At 64.3% G+C, this 15903-nt stretch carries 16 protein-coding genes; 10 read left to right on the forward strand and 6 right to left on the reverse strand.

The window, feature by feature from the left end; translation table 11 throughout:
• Positions 1-3: 3 nt before the first annotated feature.
• Complete coding sequence (locus IVB42_RS24330; protein WP_247296173.1) at positions 4-810, reverse strand: N-formylglutamate amidohydrolase; 807 nt, start codon at positions 808-810, stop codon at positions 4-6.
• A gap of 91 nt (positions 811-901) precedes the next feature.
• Here IVB42_RS24330 and IVB42_RS24335 point away from each other — a divergent pair, with 91 nt between their 5' ends.
• Complete coding sequence (locus IVB42_RS24335) at positions 902-1813, forward strand: transglutaminase family protein (RefSeq protein WP_018453611.1); 912 nt, start codon at positions 902-904, stop codon at positions 1811-1813.
• A gap of 45 nt (positions 1814-1858) precedes the next feature.
• Entirely contained in the window at positions 1859-2257 is a 399-nt protein-coding gene (locus tag IVB42_RS24340; protein ID WP_247296171.1) for a gamma-glutamylcyclotransferase family protein, read from the forward strand.
• On the opposite strand, the gene IVB42_RS24345 is transcribed toward IVB42_RS24340, so the two are convergent.
• A complete protein-coding gene (locus tag IVB42_RS24345; RefSeq protein WP_018453613.1) occupies positions 2254-2817 on the reverse strand; it encodes a chlorite dismutase family protein in 564 nt (187 codons plus the stop codon). The two genes, IVB42_RS24340 and IVB42_RS24345, sit on opposite strands and share 4 nt — an antisense overlap.
• 161 nt (positions 2818-2978) lie before the next feature.
• On the opposite strand from IVB42_RS24345, the gene dnaG reads away from it, so the two are divergent.
• The 3 genes from dnaG (at position 2979) to IVB42_RS24360 (ending at position 8111) form a co-directional block, all read left to right on the forward strand.
• Complete coding sequence (gene dnaG / locus IVB42_RS24350; RefSeq protein ID WP_247296168.1) at positions 2979-4991, forward strand: DNA primase; 2013 nt, start codon at positions 2979-2981, stop codon at positions 4989-4991.
• Between the two features lie 377 nt (positions 4992-5368).
• On the forward strand, positions 5369-7519 hold the full coding sequence (gene rpoD, locus IVB42_RS24355; RefSeq protein WP_247296166.1) for an RNA polymerase sigma factor RpoD: 2151 nt from the start codon (positions 5369-5371) through the stop codon (positions 7517-7519).
• Between the two features lie 214 nt (positions 7520-7733).
• Positions 7734-8111, forward strand: a complete 378-nt coding sequence (locus IVB42_RS24360; RefSeq protein ID WP_247296247.1) for a DCC1-like thiol-disulfide oxidoreductase family protein — start codon at positions 7734-7736, stop codon at positions 8109-8111.
• 18 nt (positions 8112-8129) lie between these two features.
• Here the strand turns inward: IVB42_RS24360 and IVB42_RS24365 are convergent, their stop codons facing one another.
• On the reverse strand, positions 8130-8366 hold the full coding sequence (locus tag IVB42_RS24365; protein WP_007614643.1) for a hypothetical protein: 237 nt from the start codon (positions 8364-8366) through the stop codon (positions 8130-8132).
• A 503-nt stretch (positions 8367-8869) separates the two neighbouring features.
• On the opposite strand from IVB42_RS24365, the gene IVB42_RS24370 reads away from it, so the two are divergent.
• Positions 8870-9676 (forward strand): lytic murein transglycosylase, encoded by an 807-nt coding sequence (locus tag IVB42_RS24370; protein ID WP_085360517.1) that lies wholly within the window; start codon positions 8870-8872, stop codon positions 9674-9676.
• 195 nt (positions 9677-9871) lie between these two features.
• On the opposite strand, the gene IVB42_RS24375 is transcribed toward IVB42_RS24370, so the two are convergent.
• Entirely contained in the window at positions 9872-10705 is an 834-nt protein-coding gene (locus IVB42_RS24375; RefSeq protein WP_247361002.1) for an SDR family oxidoreductase, read from the reverse strand.
• A gap of 130 nt (positions 10706-10835) precedes the next feature.
• On the opposite strand from IVB42_RS24375, the gene IVB42_RS24380 reads away from it, so the two are divergent.
• The 4 genes from IVB42_RS24380 (at position 10836) to IVB42_RS24395 (ending at position 14317) form a co-directional block, all read left to right on the forward strand.
• Entirely contained in the window at positions 10836-11210 is a 375-nt protein-coding gene (locus tag IVB42_RS24380) for a response regulator (protein ID WP_018453620.1), read from the forward strand.
• Positions 11211-11266: 56 nt separating this feature from the next.
• Positions 11267-11878, forward strand: coding sequence for a LysE family translocator (locus tag IVB42_RS24385; RefSeq protein ID WP_247296161.1), 612 nt, complete (start codon positions 11267-11269; stop codon positions 11876-11878).
• A gap of 566 nt (positions 11879-12444) precedes the next feature.
• A complete protein-coding gene (locus IVB42_RS24390; protein ID WP_247296158.1) occupies positions 12445-13656 on the forward strand; it encodes a GGDEF domain-containing protein in 1212 nt (403 codons plus the stop codon).
• Positions 13657-13690: 34 nt separating this feature from the next.
• Positions 13691-14317, forward strand: coding sequence for a peptidoglycan recognition family protein (locus IVB42_RS24395; RefSeq protein ID WP_247296157.1), 627 nt, complete (start codon positions 13691-13693; stop codon positions 14315-14317).
• A gap of 4 nt (positions 14318-14321) precedes the next feature.
• On the opposite strand, the gene IVB42_RS24400 is transcribed toward IVB42_RS24395, so the two are convergent.
• Positions 14322-14663, reverse strand: a complete 342-nt coding sequence (locus IVB42_RS24400) for a hypothetical protein (protein WP_027520274.1) — start codon at positions 14661-14663, stop codon at positions 14322-14324.
• 296 nt (positions 14664-14959) lie between these two features.
• A complete protein-coding gene (gene rpoH / locus IVB42_RS24405; RefSeq protein ID WP_007596598.1) occupies positions 14960-15859 on the reverse strand; it encodes an RNA polymerase sigma factor RpoH in 900 nt (299 codons plus the stop codon).
• Positions 15860-15903 lie beyond the last annotated feature (44 nt).

The following is a 15903-nucleotide window of genomic DNA, read 5'->3' on the forward strand; positions in this document are numbered from 1 at the left end:
GGGCTAATCGACCAGCCTTTCCGCCCGCAGTTCAACCTCGATCTCTGCAAAAATCCGCGCCAGCCGCTCGGCCCATTGTTGCTGGCCAGACTGGTCGGCGATCAGATCCTGGCGGATCTCAATGCCGGTATTGACGAGGCCGCGAGCTTCGCCGTGCACGGGGATGGTGTAGTCGGTGAGGTCGTTCACCGCATAGGGCTCGTTGTCGCCCACGACGAGATCGCTCTCGCTGCGGAGATGCCTGAGCAGCAGCTGCGGCAGCACGGTGTCGCGATTGTAGAGCGCGCCGATGTGCCAGGGACGCGCGACGCCGGCGTAAACGGGCGTGAAGCTGTGCAGCGACACCAGCACCGTCGGCCGCTTGTCGTGCACGCGGCGGTCGATCGCGGCATGGATATGCCGGTGATAGGGCTCGAAAATCTCGCGGCGGCGCGCTTTGCGCTCCTGCTCCGAAATTCCCTCGTTGCGCGGGATCGCGGTTGCTTCGGAAATCAGGGGAATCGAGCTCACGGCGGCGGGCGGGCGGTTGCAGTCGATCACCAGCCGCGAATAGCGCTGGGCGATCAGATGTGCGCCCAGCATCTCTGCCAGCCGGTCGGCGACGCCCCCAATGCCGATGTCCCAGGCGATATGCCGCGTCAGCTCGTTCTCGGCGACGCCAAGATCGCCAAGCGCAGCCGGCAGGACCCTTCCGTAGTGGTCCGAGGTGAGCAAAAAAGGCGATGTCCCTTGCGCATTCACCTCGTGCACCGGGGGGACGTCACCCTCGCTGAGGAGTTGATTGGTCGCCCCGATTGTGTCTAAAGCCATCCTGATTGCCTAATGAAACAGCAGTCACCCCGAAGAATCGGGCGGGATTGCTATAGATTGGTCCGCCCGACATCACCATGATTGCCTGACGATGCCGTTGCTGACGATTCATCACAAGACCGAATATCGCTACACCCGCCCCGTGGCGTTCGGCGAACACAGGATCATGCTGCGGCCGCGCGACGGGCATGATCTGCGCGTGCTCGACTCCAGGCTCGAGATATCGCCCGAGCCGATGTCGCTGCACTGGATCCACGACGTGTTCGGCAATTCCGTCGCGATCGCGAATTTCGACGAGCGCGCGGACGCGCTGATCTTCGACTGGCACGTCACCGTCGAGCACAATCCGGTCGAGGAGTTCGCGCTGACGCCGGACGACTCGGCCTATTTCTATCCTTTCGCGTATGACGATGAGGAGTTTCCCGACCTCGTCCACTACATCACGCCGCAATATACCGATCCCGATGGCGAGATCGCGGAATGGGCGCGCGGCTTTCTCGACGAGGACGCGCCGACGCCGACCTTCAAGATCCTGAGCGGCATGACCCACGGTATCCGCGAGCGGTTCAAGTACCGCAAGCGCCACGAGCTGGGCACGCAGCATCCGCTCGACACCTTGCAGTCCGGTAGCGGAACCTGCCGCGACTACGCTCTGTTCATGATCGAGGCGCTGCGTCATCTCGGAATCGCCGCACGATTCGTCTCCGGCTACATCTTCCTGCCGGAGGATATCGAGCAGCGCCATGTCGGCGGCGGTTCGACGCATGCCTGGGTCCAGGTCTACCTGCCCAGCGCGGGCTGGATCGAGTTCGATCCGACCAACGGCATCGTCGGCACCCGCGACCTCATCCGCGTCGCGGTCGCCCGCGATCCGCGCCAGGCAATCCCGCTGCACGGCGTCTATATCGGCCCTGCCGGCGCGTTCGACGCCATGGACGTGACCATCAGGGTGGTGTCGGACGAGCAATGCAGCGGCGAGACACTCGAGGCGGAGGTTTTGTAGATCCGCTGCGATTTGCACGCTGCCGATTGATGGTTATAGAAGGCCATGACCTCCAATCGTCTCTTCGTCTACGGCACGCTGATGCGCGGCTTCGACCATCCGATGGCGCGGTTGCTTGCGGGCCACGCGGATTTTCTGGGTGAAGCGACCTGCCGCGGCCGGCTCGTTCTGGTGACGCATTATCCGGGGCTGCTGCTCTCCGATGTGCCGTCCGACCGCGCCCACGGCGAACTCTTTCACCTGCGCGTGCCCGACGAACTCTTGCGCGAGCTCGACATGTACGAGGCCTGCGGCGAGGGCTTTCCGGAGCCGACCGAATATCTGCGCCAGCTGGTCGACGTGACAGGTGCAGACGGGGTGACGGCACCGGCCTGGACTTACATCTACAACTGGCCCGTCACCGATCTGCCGCGCATCGAATCCGGCCGCTTTCTTGGGCTCTAGCCCGACAGCACTTCCTTCACTGCGCGCACGTCGACCTCGCGCTCGACATAACTCCACTCCTCGGTTCGCCTGAGCATCGCGACCAGCTCCTCGAACAGCGAGGCGTGCGCAGGCGCGAATTCGAACCAGGTCAGGAAGTCGAAGGGCCCGCCGAGGTCGCGGCAATGATAGAGCTGCCGCGCAATCGCAGGCAGGAAGCGCAGGCTGTTCGCGATGTGATGCGACTTGTCCTCGAAGATCCTGCGGCGCTCTTCCTGGGTCAGATCCCACCAGGCCTGCGACTTGCGGATCGGGATCAGCGCCCCACTGGTTGCTTCCAGCCGGCCGAGGCCGGCCTGCACGGCAGTGAGCTGCTGCTTCTCCGGGCGCTCGGTGTAGCGCAAGCTGCTCGCGACACCGACCAGGCGCCAAGCATTGCGCGAGGGCACCAGCGGCAACGCGATGGCCTCGCTGTCGGTGACCGACAGCGTTGGCATGAAGGCGAGGGGCTCGCCCGTCACCGGCGAAATCGAGGTGATGCGCCAACCCCCGCTCTGGCCGCCTCGGAAGGTCCTGAACATGGCCCCCATGGAAGCGTGGAACCGGGCCGGGTTCAAGCTTTCCGTCGAATCTTCGACCTGTGAATAGCCGGGAGAAGCCCTAAGTGCATCGTATTTCCCGGGGGCATCCTTATATGCCTATTCGTTGGCAAAACGCCCGACTCACCCCAGAAATCAACCTGATGCGCTTCACGCCCCAATTCCTCGACGAGCTTCGGGCCCGGCTTTCGGTCTCCGAAGTCGTGGGCAAGCGCGTCAAACTGAAGAAGGCGGGGCGAGAGTGGAAGGGGCTGTCGCCGTTCCAGCAGGAAAAGACGCCGTCCTTCTACGTCAACGACCAGAAGGGCTTTTACCACGACTTCTCCTCCGGCAAGCACGGCGACATCATCAGCTTCATGATGGAGACCGACGGCCTGCCGTTCGCGGAGGCCGTGGAGCGGCTCGCCAATATGGCGGGCCTGCCGCTGCCAGCGGTGACGCCGGATGCAGCGCGTCAGGAGCAGCGGCGCCGCTCGCTGCATGACGTCATGGATCTCGCCGCCAAGTTCTTTGCCGAGACGCTGGCCTCGCGCGTCGGCGCCAAGGCGCGCGGCTATCTCGCCGACCGCGCGATCTCGCCGGCGACGCAATTGCAGTTTCGGCTGGGCTATGCGCCACCTGATCGCTTTGCGCTGAAAGAGCATCTCGGCAAGCTCGGCGTCTCCGTCGACGACATGGTCGAAACCGGCATGCTGGTGGCCGGCAACGACATCCCGGTGCCCTATGATCGCTTCCGCGATCGCGTGATGTTTCCGATCATGGATCTGCGCGGCCGCGTCATCGCCTTCGGCGGGCGCGCGCTGGAGAAGGACGTTCCGGCCAAGTACCTGAACTCGCCGGAGACGCCGCTCTTCCACAAGGGCGACAATCTGTACAACCACCAGACCGCGCGCAAAGCCACCCATGACGGCAGCCCCCTCATCGTGGTCGAAGGCTATGTCGACGTCATCGCCATGGTCACCGCGGGCTTTGCCGGCAGCGTGGCGCCGCTCGGCACCGCGCTCACTGAAAACCAGCTCGCGCTGCTCTGGAAAATGGCGGACGAGCCGATCCTCTGCTTCGACGGCGACCGCGCCGGCCAGAAAGCCGCTTATCGTGCCGCGGATCTCGCCTTACCCTTCCTCGCGCCCGGCAAGAGTCTGCGCTTCGCCCTGCTGCCGGAAGGGCAGGACCCCGACGATCTCGTGCGCTCCGGCGGTCGTGGCGCGATCGAGGAGGTGATCGCGGCGGCGCGTCCGCTCGCCGAGATGATCTGGTCGCGCGAGCTCGAAGGCGGCAATTTCGCCACGCCCGAGCGCCGCGCCGCGCTAGAGGCGCGCATCAAGGAGCTCTCCAACGGCATCCGCGACGAGGTGGTGCGGCGCTATTACCGGCAGGATCTTGCCGAGCGGCTTCAGCGCGCCTTTGCCCCCGAAGGCGCACGCGGCGGCTTCGGCGGCGGCCGTGGCAATTTCCGCCCCGGCTCGGCCGGCCGTCAGTTCCAGCCCCGCGGTGGGGGAGGCGCGAATCGATTCGGCGGTCAGGGATTTGGAGGCCGCCGCGGCCCACCCGGGCCCATCCAGCTGCCCTCCGGACCCTACCAGGCGGCGAGCGCGCAGCTCGCGGCAAGCCCGATCATGCGCGGCCAGCGCAGCGCCATCTCCCGCCGGGAGGCCCTGATCCTGCAAATCCTGATCAATCACCCCTGGCTGCTGCACGATCATCTCGAGGAAGTCGCGGCCCTGGAGCTCGCCCATCCCGAGGTCCATAAGCTCCGGGCCGGCATCATCGCCGCCTTTGCCAACGACCATCACCATTCGCCGGACCCCGGCGAGCTCGCCGAGAAGATGCGCAGCGATCTCGAGAAGGGCGGATTTTCGCAGGCTCTTCAAAGGGTTGAGAGCGGTATCACGACCGCGGCGGTGTGGGGCGCCCGTGAGGGCGCCGCACGGGACGACGTTCTCTCCACCTGGCATCAGCTGGTCGCCTTGCATCGGCAGTACCATTCACTACTTAGAGAGCTGAAAGACGCCGAGCTGGCCTTGGGGGATGATCCCAGCGAGGCCAACATGGCGTGGCTGCGCGACGTCAAGGCTCGGATAGGCGAAGTCGACGGCACCGAGGCCCTGATCGAGGGTTTTGGCGAGCTGTCGGGCCGGTTCCAGAAGAGCGTGTGATGAAAGAATCATGCGGACGGCCGGGACCGGAACCGCTAAAAGACTCGCCAAATCCGAGGTTTGGCGGCAAAAACAGGGTTAATCGAGGCTTAACGGTCTTGTAGCACTTTGGCCACCAGGCGGCCGCAGGCAGAACAGACGCGTCAGGAATGAATCCGCGCAATTGCTGTTGGCACTACACCTGTATCCGCTGCGACAAAGAGGCTCTACGAAGCGTTAGGCAAATCCGGCGAGTGAAAGGTCGGGGGTGGCGACAAGAGGTCCGCGCCGCCCTTTCCGTGTCGAGATCTGACGAAGCGAGAGCATCGAGCAACAGGTTCAAGTGATTTTGCGCGGGCGCGGCGAACGTCTGTGTGAAACGCGTTTAGGAGCAATGGATGGCCACCAAGGCAAAGACGCTGCAGGCGAAGGACAAGGAAAAAGACGACAAGGCAGCGGACGCGCCGGAGAAGGACTCCCAGGACGCGCCCTCGCCGTTGCTCGATCTGTCCGACGCGGCCGTGAAGAAGATGATCAAGCAGGCCAAGAAGCGCGGCTTCGTGACCTTCGATCAGCTCAACGAAGTTTTGCCGTCCGACCAGACCTCTCCCGAGCAGATCGAGGACATCATGTCCATGCTCTCGGACATGGGCATCAACGTCACCGAAGCCGACGATAGCGAAGGCGAGGAGGACAAGGACGAAGGCGGCGAGGACGAGACCGACAACGAGCTCGTCGAAGTCACCCAGAAGGCCGTCACCGAGGTCAAGAAGAGCGAGCCGGGCGAGCGCACCGACGATCCCGTGCGCATGTATCTGCGCGAGATGGGCACCGTCGAGCTGCTGTCGCGCGAAGGCGAAATTGCGATTGCGAAGCGCATCGAGGCCGGCCGCGAGGCGATGATCGCAGGTCTGTGCGAAAGCCCGCTGACCTTCCAGGCCATCATCATCTGGCGCGACGAGCTCAACGAAGGAAAAATCTTTCTTCGTGACATCATCGATCTCGAAGCCACCTATGCCGGGCCCGATGCCAAGGCCGGCATGAACAATGCGATGATCGCCGGTCCGAACGGCGAGACCGGTGAAGCGACGGCCGAAGGCGGCCAGGCCACCGGCGCCGCGCCCGCGCATGTCGCGCCGCCGGCCGCACCGCCGGCGCCGACCCCGTTCCGCGCCGCGCCTGCGCCCGGCAATGTCGGCGACGCCGCGAAGGATCCGGCGGAATCCGCCGCCGAAGCCGACATGGACGAGGACGACGAGTTCGAGAACCAGATGTCGCTTGCGGCGATCGAGGCCGAGCTCAAGCCGAAGGTCGTCGAGATCTTCGACAAGATCGCCGACAGCTACAAGAAGCTGCGCAAGCTGCAAGAGCAGGACATCCAGAACCAGCTCGAGAGCACCTCGCACGGGCCCTCGCTCTCGCCGCACCAAGAGCGCAAATACCGCAAGCTCAAGGACGAGATCATCGTCGAGGTGAAGTCGCTGCGCCTGAACCAGGCGCGTATCGACAGTCTCGTCGAGCAGCTCTACGACATCAACAAGCGCCTCGTCTCGCATGAGGGCCGCCTGATGCGCCTTGCCGACAGCCATGGCGTCGCGCGCGAAGACTTCCTGCGCAACTACACCGGCTCGGAGCTCGATCCGCGCTGGCTCAACCGTGTCTCGAAGCTGTCGGCCAAGGGCTGGAAGAACTTCGTCCATCACGAGAAGGACCGCATCAAGGACCTCCGCCACGAGGTGCATCAGTTAGCTGCGCTGACCGGCTTGGAGATCATCGAGTTCCGCAAGATCGTGCACTCGGTGCAGAAGGGCGAGCGCGAAGCCCGCCAGGCCAAGAAGGAGATGGTGGAAGCCAACCTCCGTCTCGTGATCTCGATCGCCAAGAAATACACCAATCGCGGCCTGCAGTTCCTCGACCTGATCCAGGAAGGCAACATCGGCCTGATGAAGGCGGTCGACAAGTTCGAGTATCGCCGCGGCTACAAGTTCTCGACCTACGCCACGTGGTGGATCCGGCAGGCGATCACCCGCTCGATCGCCGACCAGGCGCGTACCATCCGCATCCCCGTGCACATGATCGAGACGATCAACAAGATCGTGCGCACCTCGCGCCAGATGCTCAACGAGATCGGCCGCGAGCCCACTCCTGAGGAATTGGCCGAGAAGCTCGGCATGCCGCTGGAGAAAGTCCGAAAAGTCCTCAAGATCGCCAAGGAGCCGTTGTCGCTGGAGACGCCCGTCGGTGACGAAGAGGATTCACACCTCGGCGATTTCATCGAGGACAAGAACGCGATCCTGCCGATCGACGCCGCGATCCAGTCCAACCTGCGCGAGACCACCACGCGCGTGCTGGCCTCGCTCACCCCGCGCGAAGAACGCGTGCTGCGCATGCGCTTCGGCATCGGCATGAACACCGACCACACGCTGGAAGAAGTCGGCCAGCAGTTCTCGGTGACGAGAGAGCGTATTCGACAGATCGAGGCGAAGGCGCTGCGAAAGTTGAAGCATCCGTCAAGGTCAAGGAAGCTGCGGTCGTTCCTGGATAACTAGTTCAAACGCCGCCACTTGGTGGTCTGTTGAAACAAGAACGGCGGGCGAAAGCCCGCCGTTTTCGTTCACGCCTACTTCGACAGCGTTCAGCCCAATAGAGGCTCATGCTTTTCCAATCGAATATACACCCGACCAGAGAGGCGCATCGATTCTGGAATTCCGGGTGGATGGCTCCAGCCTCGACGTCGCAAGGATCGACATCTATGCTTTGATGATGCCGGCTCACCTCACCGTCTGGTACAACACCCGTTGCCCTGTCTGCAATGCCGGCATCGACTGGCAGCGCAACAAGCTGTTGGCGCTGGTGCGCGCGGGTAGGATCGAATTCAGGGATATCAACGAGCAGCCCGAGGCGCTGGCGTGCTTTGGCGCCACGCTCGGCGACATCAGGCGCCGCCTGCATGCGACCGATGAGGCCGGCCAACTCATCGTCGGCGCGGATGTCGCGATTGCGCTGTGGAGGCTGACGCCGAGGGAGGGGTGGCTTGCGGGGTTGTTCGGAAATCGCGTGGCGCTGCCGTTCACCCGGTTCTTCTATGACCGGTTTGCCGATCTGCTGTTTGCCTGGAACAGGCGGAGCGGACGCTGGTGAGCGCCTGCCTGGATTGACCTACTTCTTCTTCGCGCCGACCCGCTCGAGGTTCTTGATCTCAAGCGCCGGGCGGCCGGATTTTTCGGCGATCTCGCGGTCCTGCTCCATGATATAGGCGCGGGCCGGCTCGTCGCCGTCGAGGCCGCCGAGCAATTCGGCGGGCACGCGCCGGTTGGAGCGTTGTGAGCCGTCTTCATAGAAGACGTTGAAAAAGGCGAATTCGCCCTTGGGATTGGTTCCGGGTTTTTTGGCCATGGCCGGCTTTTCGTCGATCAGGGGGCCATAGTCAAATGACTTTGGCAGGTTTCCGGTGGCTGGGCGCGGACCCTGCAGCGGCAGAACCAGCTGCGCGATCGATCGACGAACCCATTTACGAGGCGCCTCGATGTCGGGCGGAAGAGTCCAACGCTTCGTAAAACCCGATGCGCTCCTTAGGAGATCCTTGCCTCACCCTTGCCTCAACAAACGGCGGGCCGCGAAGCCCGCCGTTTATTTTGGTCTTCAGCGTCGCCCGGGGCTGGCGGGGCGACAACCTAGAATAGAATGTTATAACCGGCGCCATGCCATGGCAAGGCAAATCGCTGGCGCTGCGATGCCGCAGCGAGCGCATGAGATATGCAGTGGTCGCGACATCGGACTTCATTCGTCGAGCCAGGATGCGATTGGTTCTGGTGAGGATTTGCCGCTTTGACGCGAATCTGGTTCCCGGGCATGATCGCGCGCCGCTCTCCCGCCCATTCCCTGTAGGATTCATCCGAATGTCGAAATACGCCTTGGCCATCGCCTTCATCGCCTGTCTGGCCGGCGGATCGGCGCAAGCCGCGCGCTGCGGCGGCGACTTCAACAGCTTTGTCGCCAGCATGGCCTCGGAAGCGCAGGCCGCCGGCGTCTCGGCGAGCGTGACCAGCGCGGCGCTCAGCGGCGTGCAGCAGGACGGCGCGGTGCTCGCCTTCGACCGGCGCCAGCGCTACACCTTCAACAAGAGCTTCGAGCAGTATGTCTCGACCCGCGTCGGCCCCGGCCGCATCAATGGCGGCAAGGCGCTGTTGCAGCGCCATGCCGCGCTGCTCTCACGCATCGAGCAGCAGTTCGGCGTGCCCCGCTATATCCTGGTTGCGATCTGGGGGCTGGAGAGCGATTTCGGCAAGGGCGACATCGGCAAGCTGCCGGTGGTCCGCACGCTGGCGACGCTCGCGCATGACTGCCGCCGCACCGAGCTATTCCAGGGCGAGCTGCTCGCGGCGCTGAAGATCGTGCAGCGCGGTGACCTGCCGCTGCGCGACCTGATCGGCGCCTATGCCGGCGAGATCGGCCAGACCCAGTTCCTGCCGTCCTCCTACATCAAGTACGGCGTCGATTTCGACGGCGACGGCCACGTCGATCTCCGCCACAGCGTCCCCGACGTGCTCGCCTCGACCGCGAACCTGCTCCACACCAGCGGCTTCAAGATGGGCCAGCCCTACGGCGAAGGCACCGCCAATTTCGAGGCCATGCGCGAATGGAATAGGGCGGTGATCTATCGCAAGACGATCGGGTATTTTGCCGATCGGCTGGCGGGGCAGTGAGGGGAGCCAAAGAGACGGAGTACTCGCGCACATACTTGGTGTCATCGCCCGCGAAGGCGGGCGATCCAGTATTCCAGAGACCGCGCGAGAATACGGAGAGGCTGCGGCGTACTGGATTCCCCGCCTTCGCGGGGAGTGACAACGGAGAGGTCCGTGAACGCTCGCCAGGACGACGGTTTAATTCGACGGCGCCCCTCACTCCGTCCCCTTCGCCATCCTCTCCAGCTTGCGCTGCAACGGCGCCCAGTACGTTGCCGGGCGGAAGCGCTGCAGGAGATCCATGAAGCGGGCGTCGTTGCCGATCAGGATGCGCGGCTCGTTTCTCTCGATGCCCTTGATGATGCGCAGCGCGGCGTCCCGGGGCGTGGTCCTTGCCGCGTTCTCGAACCGCTCGATCGATTGCGACCGGCGTGCGTTGTCGGTGACGCCGACCCCGGTGCGCGAGTTGCGGGCGATGGCGGTGGCGACGCCGCCAGGATGCACGACCGACAGCCTGACAGGGCTGCCCGCCATGGCCAGCTCGTGCCGCACGCTCTCGGAAAAGCCGCGCACCGCGAATTTCGCCGCGGCATAGGCCGACTGTCCCGGCGGGGCGATGATGCCGAAGATCGAGGACAAATTGACGATGTGTGCCTCGCCCAGCGTCTTCAGATGCGGCAGGAAGGCGCGCGTGCCGTGCACCACGCCCCAGAAATTGATGTCGAACAGCCAGTCCATCTGCGCCTGGTCGATCTCCTCGAACGATCCCATCAGTGCAACGCCGGCATTGTTGACGACGATGCCAAGTGCGGGATGCGCGGTGGCCGCCTCACGCGCGAATTGCGCGATGTCGTCGGGCTTGCTGACATCGACGCGATGCAGGCTGAGCTTGCTTGCGGCGCCGATCTCGGCCGCGAGCGTCTTCAGCCCGGGCTCGTCGCGATCGGCGAGCGCGAGATCGCAGCCGCGCCGTGCAAGCTCGATCGCCAGTGCGCGGCCGATGCCGCTTGCCGCTCCGGTGATAGCGGCGGCGCCGCGGATTGCAGTCATGATGATTCCCCCGTCGAGCCACTTGAGCGGAACTATGATTTACATTTTTTCATATTGGAACCGAACCGCATGGCGGTTCCCACCTTAACCTACGTTACTTGATGAAGACAGGCAGCATTGGGAGCCGCCGATGGGACAAGCAAAGCCGTTTCGAGCCACCGCACTGATCGTGGAAGACGACCTCATGCAGAGGGAGATGCTCAGTCTTCTTCTCGAAGAAAGCGGCTACGACGTCATTCAATGCGAGAGCGCCGAGGCGGCCGAGCTTGTGCTGGAGAAGAGCGCCGGCGCGCTCTGCCTGATGATGACCGACGTTCAGCTTGCCGGCCGCATGAACGGCGTCGAGCTCGCGCATGTCGCCAAGGACCGCAACCCGAAGCTCGACGTCGTCGTCACCTCCGGCCGGCCCTTGATGCAGGCCTTGCCGAACGGCGCGAAGTTCTGGGCCAAGCCATGGGCGCCGCTCGACGTGCTCCGCGAGGCCGAGATCGCGCAGCTGTCCTGAGGGTCGATCCGGCAGGCCGGCTTTCGTGGTCCGCGGCGCGGTGATAAGGTCGGTCCATGACCTTGTCCTTCCTGCTCACCTCGCTGATCGTCGTCGCCTCGCCCGGCACCGGCGTGCTCTACACGCTGGCGGCCGCGCTGACCCGCGGCTCGCGCGCGAGCATCGCCGCTGCCTTCGGCTGCACCCTCGGAATCGTGCCGCACATGACGGCCGCGATGCTGGGGCTCGCCGCCGTGCTCCACACCAGCGCGCTCGCCTTCGCCGCGCTGAAATGGTGCGGTGTCGCCTATCTGCTCTACATGTCCTGGCAGGCGCTGCGCGAGACCGGGGCGCTGGCAGTCGACGGCGAGATCCGCGAGCGTTCGGTCGGTCGGGTGATCGTGACCGGCTTCCTGATCAACATCCTCAATCCGAAGCTGTCGATCTTCTTCCTGGCTTTCCTGCCGCAGTTCATCGCCGCGGACGAAGCCCATGTGCTGGCGCGAATGCTGCAATTGAGCGGCGCCTTCATGGCGATGACGTTTGCGGTGTTCGTGGTCTACGGCCTCTGTGCGGCATCGGTGCGCGAGCGCGTCATCTCCCGCCCGCGTGTCATGGCCTGGCTGCGCCGGAGTTTTGCCGCCGGCTTCGCCGCGCTCGGCGCCAAGCTGGCGTTCGCGGAGCGATAGCTTCTCCAGCCAACAAAAAAGCGGGCCTTGCGCCCGCCATCTTCCAACTCAGAACTCCCACCCGACGCCCGGGCGGAGCGTGCTCCACCCGGGCAAAGAATAAGAAGCCTCGCTACTTCTTCTTCGCTGCCTTCTTGGCCTTCTTCTTCGTCGCCTTCTTCGCCTTCTTCGCTTTCTTAGCCATAGGATCCTCTTCAGGGTTAATGGTGAAACGCGACACGAGGGATGCTCGGCGGAGGGCCAGCCTCGCAACATCCTCGATGACAAGCTCAGCAGATTCGCGCGCTTCTGCCCCGCGCTGTCACATCCGTGTCATCGCGTTATCCACAGCTCAGATGCATTTTCGGGTGATTTTAGCTCACGAATCCGCATCGCCGGCATGCCTAACGATCCGACAATGCGCCAGCCGTTCATGAATCCAAAACCAAAGTCATGCTTTCGCGGATCGCAGTGAGACTCCGTTAAGCGCGGCGGCGGCATTGTCCCCCCAAAGAAAACGGGGACGGGATCATGGACGGTCAGCTGGCAGGGACGGAGGGCGCGACGCTGCGCGCGCCGCGTGCGCCATGCTGAACGTGCCGACACTCTGGACCGTGTTCGTCGTCAACTTCCTGGCGCTCGGCCTGATCTGGGCCTACGTGATGCGCACCTATCCGAAATTCGCGGCCGCGCGGTTCTGGATGGCATCGTCCTTTATCGGCGCGACCGGCGCGATGACGGCCCTGCTGCGCCTGTTCGTCGCGTCTCCGTTGCCGCTCCTGCTTGGCGCTGCCGGCGTCATCGCGGCGAGCTGCCTTGCCGCCATGGGCATTCAACGCTTCTATCACCGGCCCGTCTCATGGCGCGTCATGATCGCAACAGCAGGCTTAAGCCTCGCCGGCGTCGTGTTCTTCGTGGTCGGCTTCGACAACATGCAGCTGCGCATGCTCTGCTACACGCTCGGTCAGGCCGTGCCGCTGGTGCTGGCGCTGCGTCTGTTGCTGTCGCCGCCGGAAGGCCGCGTCAGTCCGGGCGCCCGGCTGTCCGGCATCGTCATCCTCGCCATTATCGCGATCCTCGTCGTCCGCACGGTGGGCAATCTGCTCGGCGGCGATTTCTCGGCAAGCGCCGGCGGCCAGGCTCATGGCGTCATGGTGCTGGGTCTCCTGTTCCTGTCCATGACGCTCAATTTCGGCTTCCTGCTGATGGCGATGGACAGCTTGCGCAACGAGGTCGCCGACCTCGCGCTACTCGACGATCTCACCGGCGTCGCCAACCGGCGGCATTTGTTGCAGCGGCTGAGCGAAGAATGCGCCCGCTCGGAGCGCAGCAGCGAGCCGTTCTCGCTGCTGGTCATCGATCTCGACGGCTTCAAGACCATCAACGACACCCATGGCCATGCCGCGGGCGATGCCTGCCTCCAGCACTTCACCCTGATGGCGCAGACGCGCTTGAGGCCCGGCGACATGCTCGCCCGCACCGGCGGCGACGAATTCTGCGTCGTGCTGCCCTCGTCGACCTTGCGCGAGGCGGCTGCGATCGCCCGCCGCGTGCTCGAGGTCTGCCGCCAGGATGCCGTCACCTGCACCGGCGTCGACATTCCGATCGCGATCTCGATCGGGGTAGCGCAGTGGGACCGCGGCGTCGGCCAGTTTCCGGACCGCCTGATCGCGCATGCCGACCACGCGCTCTATGCGGCCAAGAAGAACGGCAAGAACGACTTTGCCGTCCACGATCCGGCGCCGCCGCTCATGCCTGACCCGATCGGTCCAGGCGAGGCCTTGCGCAAATTCGCGTAAGGGCGTGCTAACGTCAGGTCCGCATTGGACCCGCATGATGATCTCTCGCCTGCTCGCGGCCGTTCTCGCCGCTCTCACTCTGATCGCACCTGCCGCTGCGACCGACGCCGAGCTCGCAAAGCTCGCGCGCGCCTCCGGCACGCCCGACATTCCCGGCCTGAAGATGGTGTGGCTGGCGCCATGGGGTGACGTCGGCAACGCAAAACCGTGGCGCAACATCATCGTGCACCAGACCGAGGGACCGGCCGGCTCGGCGCGGGGCGGTGCCGAGGTGCAAGCGAAGAACCCCACGCGTCGCGGCGTCACATTGTGGGTCGAGACCGACGGCACCGTCTATTGGGCGGTCGCGGAAAACCTGGTGCCGACCCACGGCGATGGTGCCAACCGCAACGACAACAAGTACATCGACAACAAGCCGACCTATCGCCAGGTGGTGCGCGACAATTCGATCGGCGTCGAGTTCGCCGGCAACTATCCCGACGTCACGACGGGCCCGACCGCGGCGCAGGTCGCGGCGTGGAAGATCCTCGTCCAGATCCTGCGCGCGCGCTACGGCATCCCGCTCGACCGCGTCTATGCGCACAACTGGATCGACTACAAGGACGCCCGCTATTGCGAAGGCTGCTGGCTCGCGACGCTGGCGCGGGTTTGGGGGGAGTGACGAGCTACACCGGTTGCGACATCCAGCCGAACAGCCGCCGGATCAAGCCCGGCCGCCGCGGCAGTTCCGGCGGGTCATCCGCCGCCAGCACGCGTTTGAAGAAGTAGTCCAGGAACACCATGTCGTTCGGCTCGGTGACGGTGAATGTCTCGTCGCCGAAGTAGACGCTGTAGTTGAAGAAGAACGGACCCATCAGCGGGATCGTCGCGGTCGAGGCGTAGTCCTTCGAGATCACGAACTCCGACGGCTCGAGCCCGTGGTCGCGCATCGCCTGCTCGACCAGCGGCAGCTTCCGCATGAACTGGGCGGAGAAACCGCCGACGGTGGATTGCAGGATGATCGACACGGTGCGTGTCCGTTCTCTTGATGCTGTCGGCCCGATGCTTTTGGTCGGTCGACCGGCAGCGCGGGTTCAAGGCAGAGCCACAACCCCGCTGTCATCGCCCGGTTTAGCCGGGCGATCCAGTATTCCGGAGGCCTGCATTGGAGACCTCGCTCTTGCAACAAGCGCCGCGGCGTACTGGATGCCCCGCCTTCGCGTGGCATGACGGCGAGAGTTGCGTCCAAACAAAAAAGCCGGCGTTGCCGCCGGCTTTCTGTCACTTGTCGATCCGCCAAACTCTGGCGCTAAAAACCTGGCGCTTAGAGCGCGGCTTCCAGCGCGGCCTGTTCGGCCTTTGCGATCGTGCCCTTGACCGCGGACTGCACCTTCTCGAAGGCGCGGACCTCGATCTGGCGGACGCGCTCGCGCGACACGCCGAACTCGGCAGCCAGGTCTTCCAGCGTCATCGGCTCATCGGCGAGGCGGCGCGCCTCGAAGATGCGGCGTTCGCGCGGGTTGAGCACGCCCATGGCGCCGTTCAGGGCGTCACGGCGGTGATCATACTCCTCGTGCTCCGCCAGCATGGCTTCCTGGTTGGGCGAATTGTCGACCAGCCAGTCCTGCCATTCGCCGGCTTCGCCGTCGTCGCGGATCGGAGCGTTGAGCGACGCGTCGCCACCGAGGCGGCGGTTCATGTCGACCACGTCCTGAGCCGTGACGCCGAGACGCTTGGCAATGATGGCCACCTGGTCGGGGCGGAGATCGCCTTCGTCCAGTGCGGAAATCTTGCTCTTCGCCTTGCGCAGGTTGAAGAACAGCTTCTTCTGGTTCGCGGTGGTGCCCATCTTCACGAGCGACCACGAACGCAGGATGTACTCTTGAATCGAGGCCTTGATCCACCACATCGCGTAGGTTGCGAGACGGAAGCCCTTCTCGGGCTCGAACCGCTTCACCGCCTGCATCAGGCCGACATTGCCTTCTGAGACGACCTCGGAGATCGGCAGGCCGTAGCCGCGATAGCCCATGGCGATCTTGGCCACGAGACGGAGATGGCTGGTGACGAGTTGGTGCGCGGCGTCGCGATCATCGTGCTCGCGCCAACGCTTGGCGAGCATGTATTCCTGCTGGGGTTCCAGCATCGGAAACTTGCGGATTTCGCCGAGGTAACGGGAAAGGCCGGATTCGCCATTAAGGACCGGCAGGGTAGCTGTACGGGCCATAGTGCGCCCTCCAAACAGGTTCAGGCCCCCGATAGCGGCGGGCC

This window comes from Bradyrhizobium sp. 45 (assembly GCF_023073155.1).
Classification (GTDB): domain Bacteria; phylum Pseudomonadota; class Alphaproteobacteria; order Rhizobiales; family Xanthobacteraceae; genus Bradyrhizobium; species Bradyrhizobium canariense_D.

Bases quoted from the DNA above. Each gene is read 5' to 3' on its own strand.
- IVB42_RS24330 (WP_247296173.1), bottom strand. From the start codon at position 810: ATGGCTTTAGACACAATCGGGGCGACCAATCAACTCCTCAGCGAGGGT.
- IVB42_RS24335 (WP_018453611.1), top strand. From the start codon at position 902: ATGCCGTTGCTGACGATTCATCACAAGACCGAATATCGCTACACCCGC.
- IVB42_RS24340 (WP_247296171.1), top strand. From the start codon at position 1,859: ATGACCTCCAATCGTCTCTTCGTCTACGGCACGCTGATGCGCGGCTTC.
- IVB42_RS24345 (WP_018453613.1), bottom strand. From the start codon at position 2,817: ATGTTCAGGACCTTCCGAGGCGGCCAGAGCGGGGGTTGGCGCATCACC.
- dnaG (WP_247296168.1), top strand. From the start codon at position 2,979: ATGCGCTTCACGCCCCAATTCCTCGACGAGCTTCGGGCCCGGCTTTCG.
- rpoD (WP_247296166.1), top strand. From the start codon at position 5,369: ATGGCCACCAAGGCAAAGACGCTGCAGGCGAAGGACAAGGAAAAAGAC.
- IVB42_RS24360 (WP_247296247.1), top strand. From the start codon at position 7,734: ATGCCGGCTCACCTCACCGTCTGGTACAACACCCGTTGCCCTGTCTGC.
- IVB42_RS24365 (WP_007614643.1), bottom strand. From the start codon at position 8,366: ATGGCCAAAAAACCCGGAACCAATCCCAAGGGCGAATTCGCCTTTTTC.
- IVB42_RS24370 (WP_085360517.1), top strand. From the start codon at position 8,870: ATGTCGAAATACGCCTTGGCCATCGCCTTCATCGCCTGTCTGGCCGGC.
- IVB42_RS24375 (WP_247361002.1), bottom strand. From the start codon at position 10,705: ATGACTGCAATCCGCGGCGCCGCCGCTATCACCGGAGCGGCAAGCGGC.
- IVB42_RS24380 (WP_018453620.1), top strand. From the start codon at position 10,836: ATGGGACAAGCAAAGCCGTTTCGAGCCACCGCACTGATCGTGGAAGAC.
- IVB42_RS24385 (WP_247296161.1), top strand. From the start codon at position 11,267: ATGACCTTGTCCTTCCTGCTCACCTCGCTGATCGTCGTCGCCTCGCCC.
- IVB42_RS24390 (WP_247296158.1), top strand. From the start codon at position 12,445: ATGCTGAACGTGCCGACACTCTGGACCGTGTTCGTCGTCAACTTCCTG.
- IVB42_RS24395 (WP_247296157.1), top strand. From the start codon at position 13,691: ATGATGATCTCTCGCCTGCTCGCGGCCGTTCTCGCCGCTCTCACTCTG.
- rpoH (WP_007596598.1), bottom strand. From the start codon at position 15,859: ATGGCCCGTACAGCTACCCTGCCGGTCCTTAATGGCGAATCCGGCCTT.